This window comes from Shewanella indica (assembly GCF_002836975.1).
In the GTDB taxonomy this organism is placed as follows: Bacteria; Pseudomonadota; Gammaproteobacteria; order Enterobacterales; family Shewanellaceae; genus Shewanella; species Shewanella indica.
On record NZ_NIJK01000046.1, the window covers coordinates 66,431 to 75,371 of the forward strand.

Annotated in this window: 5 protein-coding genes; all 5 read left to right on the forward strand. The window is 55.8% G+C overall.

The features are described from left to right. Positions 1 to 54 precede the first annotated feature (54 nt). Positions 55 to 1,521: a ribonuclease G gene (gene rng / locus CX650_RS15795; protein WP_052248058.1), complete on the forward strand. Its 1,467-nt coding sequence runs from the start codon at positions 55 to 57 to the stop codon at positions 1,519 to 1,521. After that, a complete protein-coding gene (locus CX650_RS15800) occupies positions 1,521 to 5,819 on the forward strand; it encodes a YhdP family protein (RefSeq protein ID WP_101096370.1) in 4,299 nt (1,432 codons plus the stop codon). Before rng ends, CX650_RS15800 begins: the two co-directional genes overlap by 1 nt. Then, positions 5,743 to 6,588: a carbon-nitrogen hydrolase family protein gene (locus CX650_RS15805; protein WP_071475648.1), complete on the forward strand. Its 846-nt coding sequence runs from the start codon at positions 5,743 to 5,745 to the stop codon at positions 6,586 to 6,588. The genes CX650_RS15800 and CX650_RS15805 overlap by 77 nt, the downstream gene beginning before the upstream one ends. 36 nt (positions 6,589 to 6,624) lie before the next feature. After that, positions 6,625 to 8,073, forward strand: a complete 1,449-nt coding sequence (tldD, locus tag CX650_RS15810; RefSeq protein ID WP_101096371.1) for a metalloprotease TldD — start codon at positions 6,625 to 6,627, stop codon at positions 8,071 to 8,073. Positions 8,074 to 8,417: 344 nt separating this feature from the next. After that, on the forward strand, positions 8,418 to 8,816 hold the full coding sequence (locus CX650_RS15815) for a hypothetical protein (protein ID WP_101054766.1): 399 nt from the start codon (positions 8,418 to 8,420) through the stop codon (positions 8,814 to 8,816). Positions 8,817 to 8,941: the final 125 nt, after the last annotated feature.

The following is an 8,941-nucleotide window of genomic DNA, read 5'->3' on the forward strand; positions in this document are numbered from 1 at the left end:
CAAGGGTAAATCGTGAATACCAGTCGCACAGTCAATAGCAAGGCTCCGCGGAAGATGGGGTCAGAACTGCTGATCAATGTGACGCCCACGGAAGCGCGAGTCGCATTGGTAGAACACGGTGTCCTGCAGGAAGTGCATATCGAGCGGCGTATGAAGCGCGGCCTGGTGGGCAATATCTATAAGGGCAAGATCAGTCGGGTTTTGCCCGGGATGCAGGCGGCATTCGTCGATATCGGCCTGGAAAAGGCGGCCTTTTTGCATGCCTCGGACATAGTGCCGCACACAGAGTGTGTTGCCGATGTGGAAAAGGGCAACTTCGTGGTGCGTGATATTGCCGAGCTGGTACGTCAAGGCCAGGACATCATGGTGCAGGTGGTCAAAGACCCCCTGGGCACCAAAGGCGCGCGGCTGACCACGGACATAACCCTGCCTTCCCGTTACCTAGTGTTTATGCCGGGCTCAAGCCATGTGGGGGTTTCCCAGCGAATAGACTCTGAAGAGGAGCGGGCGCGGCTGAAGAAAATTACCCTGCCTTTTGTCGACGATGACGGCGGCTTTATCATTCGCACTGCGGCCGAAGGCATAGGTGAGGATGAACTGGCGCAGGATGCCGCTTTCCTGCGGCGGGTGTGGGCCAAGGTCAGCGAGCGGCGCAAAAGGCCCAAGACCACGCTGTTGTACCAGGACTTGGCCTTGCCGGTGCGAATTGTCAGGGACTTTGTTGGTGCCGAACTCGATCGCATTCAGGTGGACTCGGGCCACACCTTCGAGGAGCTGCTGCATTTCGCCCAGGAGTTCATGCCGGACATTGCCGATAAGATAGAACACTACAGTGGCCCGGCGCCGATTTTCGATCTCTACGATGTGGAGAATGAGATTCAGCGGGCGCTGGAGCGTAAGGTGGAGCTCAAGTCCGGCGGCTATTTGATCATCGACCAGACAGAAGCCATGACCACTGTGGACATTAACACAGGGGCCTTTGTCGGCCACCGTAACCTCGAAGAAACCATATTCAACACCAACCTGGAAGCGACCCAGGCGATTGCCCGTCAGCTGCGGCTGCGCAATCTGGGCGGCATCATTATTATCGACTTTATCGATATGTTGCAGGATGAGCACAAGCAAAGGGTGCTCAACAGCCTGGCGACGGCGTTGGCCAATGATAGGGTCAAGACCAATATCTCTGGTTTTTCCGGCCTCGGCCTGGTAGAAATGACCCGCAAGCGCACCCGCGAGAGCCTGGAGCATGTGCTTTGTGGCGAGTGTCCTGCCTGCCGTGGTACCGGCTCGATGAAAACAGTGGATACCGTTTCCTTTGAGATCTTCCGCGAGATCATCCGTCTCAACCGCACCTATGATGCCGATGAATTCCTGATTTACTGTGCCCCAGCGGTACACGCCTGCCTGTCCGATGACGAGAACCACCTGGTGGCTGAACTCGAAGTCTATATCGGCAAGCGTATTCGCATTCACTGCGAGCCCATGTATGTGCAGAGTAAATATGATGTGGTGATGGTCTAGTGCGGCTATCTTTTTGCCCTCGAACCCTCGGCCGCTATTGCTGGCGCACCTTGGCCGTGACCTTGGTGCTGTTTGCCTTGATGGTGAGCCTCATCCGTGGGCTATTGCCGCAACTGGATGAAGCCAAGCAGCAACTGGCCGACTATGTTGAGCGCGAATATGGTGTCGAGGTCAAGATAGGCAGCCTGTCCGCCCGCTGGCAGGCCTTCGGCCCGGCGTTGACGGTTGAGGGCTTGGTGTTGCCGCCGCAGGAGCGTTTGCCGGTGACACTCATGGTCGACAAGGTCGATGTTAAGCTGGATTTCTGGCAGAGCCTGATGACCGCCGGCCCGCAAGTGGAGGATGTGATCTTCGACGGGGTGCAACTGGCGCTGGATCTGGATCATCTGGGGCAAAAATCGACCGCGACTCTTGATGCTGAAAGTAAACCTGCCCCAGCCACCAATATCGACTGGCTCTATGCCTTGCTGCTGGAGCAGTTGGACCGGTTCTCTATTCGCGACGCCAGTGTGCAACTGCTGTCCAGTAGCCATGATTATCGTCCCATTCATCTGCGAGACCTCAGTTGGCGCAATAACGGTAAGTTGCATCAGGGTCGCGGCGCCCTCTATCTGGACGAGCTGGCAACGGCGACCGAACAACTCACTCTCAGGCTGGATCTCAAGGGCAATGGCTACAAGCCAGATAGTATCAAGGGCCAGGCCTATCTGCAGGCGCAGTCGCTGGATCTTGGCAAGTGGGCCTCGCGCCAACCCAATCCCTACGACCCGCAAACCAAGCTGCCACTGGAGGGAGTGATTAACCTGCAAGCCTGGATTGAGTTTGCCAACCGTGGTCTGGAATCCGGGGTGATCAAGCTGTTGCCCAGCTGGCTGCGCTGGTCGCTCAGAGACGAGCCACAAAAATTTGCCATAGATGGTGGAGTGATCGCCTGGCAGCCCATAGCTGACGGCTGGCGCCTGGACAGCAGCGAGCTTAAGCTGGCAACCAATGACAAGCCCTGGCCCAAGCTGGAGTTTCACGCCATGGAAACCGCCGGGGAACTTTATGGCAAACTCAATGAACTGCAATTTGATAGTCTGTTACCTCTGTTGCCGCTAGTTCCCGGCATGCCTTTGGAAGGCTTGCGTACCTGGCAGCAACTCAAGCCTCAGGGTAAGCTCGGGCCTTTGGCTATCTTTCGGCCCAAGGACGGTGAACTGCAGGCCAAAGTGACGCTGGAGCGGGTCAGCTGGCAGCCTTCCGAGTCCATCCCTGGCAGCACACCAATCGATCTTTCTCTGGGTTGGCGGAACAACTTCCTCAGCGCAGCACTGCCTACCCAGGACTATAAACTGGACTTTGGCGACGGTTTCAAGGCGCCGCTCAGTTTTCGCGCCGATGCCTTTGAGCTGGGCTTCTTGCTCGATAGTCAGGCGCTGATGGTGCCGGCACTGCATCTGGGCAATGACGACATCAGCCTGGACGCCTCTATGCGTTTGCTGCTGGCCGACAAGCCACACCTGGCGCTGTCTTCCCGGGTCAAACTGCTCAACGCCGCCAATGCCGGGCGTTATTTCCCGCGCCATGCCATGGGTGAGTCACTGGCCGATTATCTGGAAGGCGCCATCAAGGCCGGTCGCAGCGATGATGCCGCCGTGGTCTGGCACGGTGAGTTGGCCGGATTTCCTTATCAGGATCATTCCGGGGTGTTTCAGGCAGGGTTCAATCTGACCCACGCCGAATATGCCTTCCAGCCGGATTGGCCGGCGGTGACCGACTTGAGTCTCAAGGCGCTATTTGAAAATGCCCGGATGGATCTCTGGGTCAACAAGGGCAAGCTGTTGAATGTGGCGGCCGATGGCGCCCATGTCTATATCCCCAAGATGGATCACCAGAGTCTGCTGCGGGTTGAGGCGCAACTGGCGACTCAAGGGCAGGATGCCACCGAGGTGTTGCAGCGCTCGCCGCTTAAAGACAGTGTCGGTATCACCCTGGATGTGGTGCGGGTTCAGGGGCCTGTCAGCGGTAAGCTGGATCTCAGTATTCCGCTCTATGACGGTGAAGAGGCGCAGATCCTCGGTGATGTCCAGTTCGCCGGGGTGCCGATTTATATTCGTGAGCCCGGGGTGCTGCTGGATAAAGTCAACGGCAAGGTGAGTTTTCATAATGAGGTGGTCAAGGGCGAAGGCTTGAGTGCCAGCCTGTTTGGCCAGCCGTTGCAGTTTGGTTTTGATACTGGCAAGGTTAACCAGAATATGGGGCTCAATGCCAGGCTCAAGGGCCAGTGGAACCTCGCCAACTTGCCGTCCGAGCTGGACAACCCTCTCAGCGATTTTTATCAGGGCGCGTTGGATTGGCAGGGGAATTTGAAGCTGATCTTTGATGAGATAGGCTATCGAATTCAAGCCAATGTCAATGCCGATCTCAAGCAGACGGAGTTGCTGCTGCCTCCGCCTTATCAAAAGGCGCCCGGGCAGGCGCTGACGCTCAAGGCCGAGCTGCTTGGTGACAACAAGACCAGCTCCCTGGGCGTGCGTCTGGGGGATAAGGCCGAATTCTGGGGTGGCTTTGATGCCGATTCCGGCAAGGGTCTGAAACACTATGACCTGCTGCTGGGGCGCCTCTATCGCAGCGGTGATCAGTTGCAAAAACAGGATGGTCACTTACGGCTGGCCCTGGATGAGGTGGATTTTGCCCAGTGGCAGCCGTTGATCAATGCCTTTGTCGGCAGTGGCAACCATGACGAAAAGGCTGCTGCCGAGAGCCAAAACCCAGTTCAAGCCGCGACTCAAACCGAGAGTACGGCCGGTGCTACAAGCATTGCAGCAGATAAAGCTTTTTTCCCGCCGCTCAAGGGGATAGAGGCCAGAGTGAAACAGCTCGAGCTGCTGGGGCAGCGCTTTACCGAGTTGCAACTCAGTGCCCGCCCCGGAGAGCATGCCTGGCAGATAGAGGGACTGTCGCCGGAGTTTGCCGGTCGGGTAGAGATCTACCCGGATTGGTACAGTCAAGGATTGAAGCTGGTGGCCTCGCGCCTGTACCTGAATCCGATAACGGCTGAGCCTGAGTCCAAAGCGCAATCCGAGCCCGAGCCTGAAACCAATCTGCCTCAGGACAGTGACCTGCCGCCGCTGGCGGTGGAGGTGGATGATTTCCGCTATCAGGATATGGCGCTGGGGCGTTTGTTGTTGCAAGCTAGCCCGTCGGCGACGGGCTATCAGATCCAGACCTTGGCGCTCAGCAGCGATGATGCCAGTTTGCAGGGCAAGGGGGAATGGCTGAGCCGTGACGGTAACAACCGGACCCAGGTCGAACTCAATCTCAAGGGAGATAAATTTGATCTGTTGGCTACTCGCTTGGGACTGGATCCCGGCGTGAAAGACTCGCCGCTGGAGGTCAAGGCCGAACTCAATTGGCAGGGGGCGCCATCGGAATTCAATCTGGAGAGTCTCAGCGGTAAAGTGAGGTTCGATCTCGGCAAGGGGCATATCGAACAGCTCAGTGACAAGGGGGCGCGGATCTTCTCTCTCTTTAGTCTGGACTCGCTTTTACGCAAGTTGTCACTGGACTTTACCGATGTGTTTGGCAAGGGCCTGTATTACAACTCCTTTGGCGGCGATCTGACCCTGGAGAACGGGGTGCTCAAGACCACCAATACCGAGATGGATGCCATTGCCGGTAACATGAAGGTGCGCGGCTATACCGATCTGGTTACCGAGAGCCTCAACTATGATATTCGCTTTGTGCCGCAACTGGCCTCCAGCGTGCCGACTGTTGTGCTGCTCAGTACCAGCGCCTGGACCATGGGCCTGGGGGCTTTTGCCCTGACCAAGGTGCTGGAACCCGTGATTGAGATTATTTCAGAGATACGTTTCCGCTTGACCGGCACCATGTCAGACCCCAAGCTGGAAGAGTTGGAGCGAAAGAGCAAAGAGATAGAGATCCCTGAGTCTGTATTGCCACGGCAACCCAAGTCGGCGCCTGAGAAAGACCAGACTCAAGTACAGGACGATGAGCCTGCGGCCACGGATGCAGGCCAAGGAGATCAAACCAAGGCGGATAACAAAGCCAAAGCGCTTAACAAAGCCAAAGCGCTTAACAGTAACCCAGTGAGGGCTGTTGAAGAGGGTGGCGCTGAGGCTGAAAAACCTTTGCCTCAAACCGATAAAGTCACGCCGCTGCCGCTCAAATCGCTGCGAGAACCCAAGACAGAAGTGCCAGTGAAACAGGGAGTCGAACATGCAAGTCAGTCTGCTACAGTGTCAGAGTTGCCGCGAGCCGGAACAGAACCTGCAATTTATCGTCTCGCAGCTTGAGACTCTTCCCCGCCAAGACAATGAACCCCAACTCGTGGTGCTGCCCGAGTGCAGCCTGCTGTTCGGCGGCCATGAGAGCATGCAGTTGGCCTGGGCCGGTGAGCCTGGGCAAAGCCCGCTCAAACGGCGCTTGGCCGAACTTGCCACCCAGTTTCAGGTATTCCTGCTGGCCGGCTCTATTCCGGTAGCTAGTGGCGATGGCCGGGTTTACAGCCGCTGTTATCTGTTTAATGATCAGGGGCAGGTACTCGGCGACTACGACAAGCTGCATCTGTTTGACGCGGAAGTGACCGACGGTACAGGCCAATACAGTGAGAGCGATACCTTTTGCCCGGGTGAGCGGATAAGCGTGGTGGATACCCCTTTTGGCCGCATCGGCCTGGCTATCTGTTATGATCTGCGTTTCCCAGATCTGTTTCGGGCGCTGCGTTTGCAAGGAGCCGAGATTATCGCCTTGCCCTCGGCCTTTACCAAGGTGACAGGCGAGGCGCACTGGGAAGTGCTGCTCAGAGCCAGGGCGATAGAAACCCAGTGTTTTATACTGGCGGCGGCGCAATGGGGCCAGCATAATCAAGGAAGCCGCGAGACCTGGGGCCAGAGCATGATAGTCGACCCTTGGGGACGTATTCTGGCGCAGAAGGCCGAAGGCACAGGCTGGGTGCAGGCGCGTTTGGACAAGGCCGAGTTAGCGCGGGTGCGCAGCGCCATGCCCGTAGAGACACACAATAGATTTTTGCCGCCGCAACTGGGCGACGGCAAGCGGAAATAACCAACAAGGCCACAGGGCCGGATTGAGAGAGACCCAATGCCATTTTTAACCCAAGTGGGACAGAGTTTACTGCAAGAGGGACTGCACCTCGACGATCTGCAAACTTACCTGGAGCGAATCCACCAACACCAGGTGGATTTTTCCGATCTCTATTTTCAGGGCAGTCGTCATGAAACCTGGGTGCTGGAAGATGGCATAGTCAAGGAAGGCAGTTTTCATATTGAGCGTGGTGTCGGTGTCCGAGCCATCAGTGGTGAAAAGACAGGTTTCGCCTACGCCGATGAGATAACGCCCAAGGCCCTGGCCGCCGCCGCCGATGCCGCCAGAGGCATAGCCCAGACTAGGGGCAGCTATCAAACTCAGGCCTGGAAGCGCCGCGGCGCCAAGGCGCTGTATCTGAGTGAAGATCCGATAGCGGCACTGGAAGAGGGCCGTAAAATTGCCCTGCTCAAGGAAGCGGATGCCTATATCCGCAGCCTGGATAGCCGCATCATTCAAGTGGTGGTCAGCCTGGCCGGGGTGCACGAAGAGATACTGGTGGCTGCCAGCGATGGTACTCTGGCGGCGGATATCCGGCCGCTGGTTCGCTTCAACTGCTCGGTGATCCTCGAAGAAAACGGCCGCCGTGAACGGGGCGGCGCCGGTGGCGGTGGTCGTCACCACTATCAAACCCTGATGGCTGCCGCTGATGACGGCCTGCCCATGTGTTTTGCCTTTGCCCGCGAGGCCGTGCGTCAGGCGCAGGTTAACCTACAGGCGATAGACGCCCCCGCCGGTGAAATGCCTGTGGTTCTGGGCGCTGGTTGGCCTGGAGTCTTGTTGCATGAAGCGGTTGGCCACGGCCTGGAAGGTGACTTCAACCGTAAGGGCAGCAGCGCCTTCAGCGGTAAGATTGGCCAGCAGGTGGCCTCCAAGTTGGTCACTGTGGTGGACGATGGCACGCTGGAAAACCGCCGTGGCTCGCTGACCATAGATGATGAAGGTACCCCGGCGCACAAGACAGTGCTGATTGAGAACGGCATTCTCAAGGGCTATATGCAGGACAAGCTCAATGCCCGTCTGATGGGGCAAAAGCCCACCGGGAATGGCCGCCGCGAATCATATGCTCACTTGCCTATGCCGCGGATGACCAACACCTATATGCTGGCCGGTGAGTCGGCGCCCGCCGATATCATCAAGTCGGTGAAAAAAGGCCTCTACGCCCCCAACTTCGGTGGCGGTCAGGTGGATATCACCTCGGGTAAGTTTGTGTTCTCGGCCTCTGAAGCCTACCTGATTGAAAACGGCGAGATCACCAGTCCGGTGAAGGGCGCGACCCTGATAGGCAACGGCCCGGAAGCCATGGGGCAGATCTCCATGGTGGGTACAGATCTTGAACTCGACAAAGGCGTCGGCGTCTGCGGCAAAGACGGCCAGAGTGTCCCGGTCGGGGTTGGGCAGCCAACGCTTAAACTGGACCGCCTGACGGTCGGTGGCACAGCCTGAGAAATGCTGTCGAATCCCTGATTCGGCAGCTGAGTTTAGCACTGGTTCCTGCATTGCTCTTGGGCGAAGTTGATAGCCGCTGTGGCGGCAGAAAGTCCCGGAGCAAATGCATCCCTATTAATCTAAATCGATTGTGATCTTTGCAGAAACAGGCTTAAGCCTGCAGCAGGCAGGCCTGGCAAGGGCAATTTTGCATGAACCTCCGAAAGTGAGCGTCTCAGAGAGTCTCATTTCCAAAAATCCGTTGTTATTTCTCAGAGACTGACACCTTGCAGCGGGATTCCTTGCAGCTCAGAAAGTGTTTAGGATGTCCTGTATATTGGGTTAGAGAAGGAGCTGGATAAATGAGAGTCGAATTAAAACTTTTTATCATATCTATGTTATTTATGGTTACAGGTTGTAATAGTACAGAGGCTGAAGCTATGGATTTTTGCCCCCCAGAAATTGAAAAAGAAGCCAGAGAAACATTAGGCTTAGTAGGCAAGGAATCTATAAGCCTGCATGAACTTTTAGCATTAGCTGGCAGTAAAAGTTTGGTTTACGAGCCTTATGAGATTGACAATAAACCTCTAAATTGCTCGAACATTAAATTGAATAGTGATTATCTTTCGTACATGGTATATGCAGGATTCAATGAGACTAAAGAGTATAAAAAGTCATATCTAGTGATAGCAAACTCAATGGAAAGCAAAGTGCTTTATATTGATAAGAGGTATATGTATAAGGCCCCAAAAATGTTCTGATTATTAAAATAATGTTTTGAATCCAAACGAAAAATAGGACAGCCATAGAGGGTGTTCAAAATTCTGTGTCACGTTAAAAATCACAGATCGATGTGAGCATCCAGTCGTCCTTCAAAATGGATGGA

Excerpts from the sequence above, each read along its gene's own strand:
- rng (WP_052248058.1), top strand. The coding sequence starts at position 55 with ATGGGGTCAGAACTGCTGATCAATGTGACGCCCACGGAAGCGCGAGTC.
- CX650_RS15805 (WP_071475648.1), top strand. The coding sequence starts at position 5,743 with ATGCAAGTCAGTCTGCTACAGTGTCAGAGTTGCCGCGAGCCGGAACAG.
- tldD (WP_101096371.1), top strand. The coding sequence starts at position 6,625 with ATGCCATTTTTAACCCAAGTGGGACAGAGTTTACTGCAAGAGGGACTG.
- CX650_RS15815 (WP_101054766.1), top strand. The coding sequence starts at position 8,418 with ATGAGAGTCGAATTAAAACTTTTTATCATATCTATGTTATTTATGGTT.